Genomic DNA, 1823 nt, shown 5'->3' on the forward strand with positions numbered 1-1823 from the left:
ACATTCTTTTTTAAATCTATAATATTCTAAAAACAATCTAATAGAATCTAATGGAATCTTTAAAATGTTATTCAAATCTCTAGGTGTTGCAATGGCTACAAATTCTGCTTCTAGCTCTGACGAAGATACTAAGGCAGTAACTATTCGTTTAACTGATAATGAAATTCAGATTTATGACACAGTTGCTAAGTCAATGGGTTTGACTCGTCAAGACTTTTTGTCTCACATCATTCGCTCTAATTTCCGACAGTCTTTGAAAGAGTTTGTTATTGGTTATACAGATTCAAATCCAACTATTCCGTTATCCCTTGTATTTAATTCACACACTGAAAATGAAGATGTTCGACTTAAGTTAAATCATCTATTGCGAGTTATTTCTCAAGAATTACAGCAAGAAGATGAGGAACAAAGTTATGAGGAAATGGAGAGTTTTGTTTCTTCTCCCCTTGCACCTCCTCGCAAAGGCATTTTTGTTGAAACGCCTAAGTCAGAGGAGAAATAAAAATGATCAACTTACAAGGAACTCTAATCAATGCTTTCCGTATGGACGGTGGTAAGGGTAAAGATGGGAAAGAGTACGAAGCGCGTGACAAGGTACAAATACTTGGTTCGCTGGAACTACCCAATGGAGAGATTAAACACGAACTTGTTGACCTCACAGTTGATGATGCCAGTGTCTACCAGCCACTAAAAAATAAAGTAATTTCTATTTCCTGCGGTGCTATGGCTGTAGGTCGTAATGTTGTTTTTTATGTTCGAAAAGGTGCAAAACCTATTCTTGCAGAAAGTTTGTAATTCGTGAAAAAAAACAGTGAGTTAGCGAAGCAACTCGCTGTTTTTTCTTTTACTTGATACTATTGATTAAAGTGGGGATGAAATTTGAATAATTCAGATAAGAAAAAACCCCTGTTATCCAGTGCTTTGGTCGGCGGAGATAACAAGGGTTTTGCATCTGCTAATGCAGATGAACACAGGGATAGAATAACACGTTTTGCGACTTTAAAACATAGAGCTAAGAATCAGGAAAATTATTTATTTACCCTGGCTAAATTCAAGGAGAACTATGAAAAGGACGTTAAAAATGAAGAATCTATCAAGGCCTTAAAATCTGCTCAAAAGTTGAATGAATGCGGAAACTATCTGCTATTCAAAAATTTTTACACTATTGGCGAGGTCAAGCTTTCAAAACTCCGCACCTGCGGACAGCATTTGCTGTGTCCTTTCTGTGCTGCCATTCGTGCATCTCGTGCCATTCAGAAATACGTTGACCGTATCAATCAGGTTCTCCAAGAAAATCGCAAGCTCAAGCCTGTTCTAATCACTCTCACCGTTAAAAACGGTTCAGACCTTGCTGAACGCTCAGAACACCTTATGAAGTCCTTTAGAACGCTCCTAGAGCGTCGTAGGGACTATTTAAAAAAGGGTTGGGGTTATAGCGAGTTCTGTAAGGTTCAAGGTGCTATGTATTCTTACGAGAATACATATAACGAGAAAACAGGTGAATGGCATCCGCATATTCATATGTTCGCCTTAGTTGATCAATGGATTGATCAGCAGGAATTTTCAGAATATTGGCATAGCATCACTGGTGATTCGATGGTGGTCGATGTCCGCAGGGCAAAAAAAGAAAAAGGTCACGGCTATAGCAAAGCGGCTGCCGAAGTGTGTAAGTATGCTTTGAAGTTTGGCGATCTGTCCGTTGAAAAGACTTGGGAAGCGTTTAAGGTTCTCAAGGGCAAGCGTTTAACAGGTTCATTCGGTTTGTTATGGGGTGTCAAAATTCCTGACACAATGACAGATGATATGCCTGACGATAAGACTTT

General features: G+C 38.7%; 3 protein-coding genes. All 3 read left to right on the forward strand.

What is annotated here, in order from left to right; translation table 11 throughout:
- Positions 1-91 precede the first annotated feature (91 nt).
- Entirely contained in the window at positions 92-502 is a 411-nt protein-coding gene (locus tag FTV41_RS14550; protein WP_179996747.1) for a hypothetical protein, read from the forward strand.
- 2 nt (positions 503-504) lie between these two features.
- Complete coding sequence (locus FTV41_RS14555; RefSeq protein WP_014386435.1) at positions 505-795, forward strand: hypothetical protein; 291 nt, start codon at positions 505-507, stop codon at positions 793-795.
- 84 nt (positions 796-879) lie between these two features.
- Positions 880-1823, forward strand: a 944-nt coding sequence (locus tag FTV41_RS14560; protein ID WP_179996748.1) for a protein rep, incomplete at its 3' end; no start/stop codon positions are given.

Source organism: Acinetobacter sp. YH16051 (genome assembly GCF_013417135.1).
Taxonomy (GTDB): domain Bacteria; phylum Pseudomonadota; class Gammaproteobacteria; order Pseudomonadales; family Moraxellaceae; genus Acinetobacter; species Acinetobacter towneri.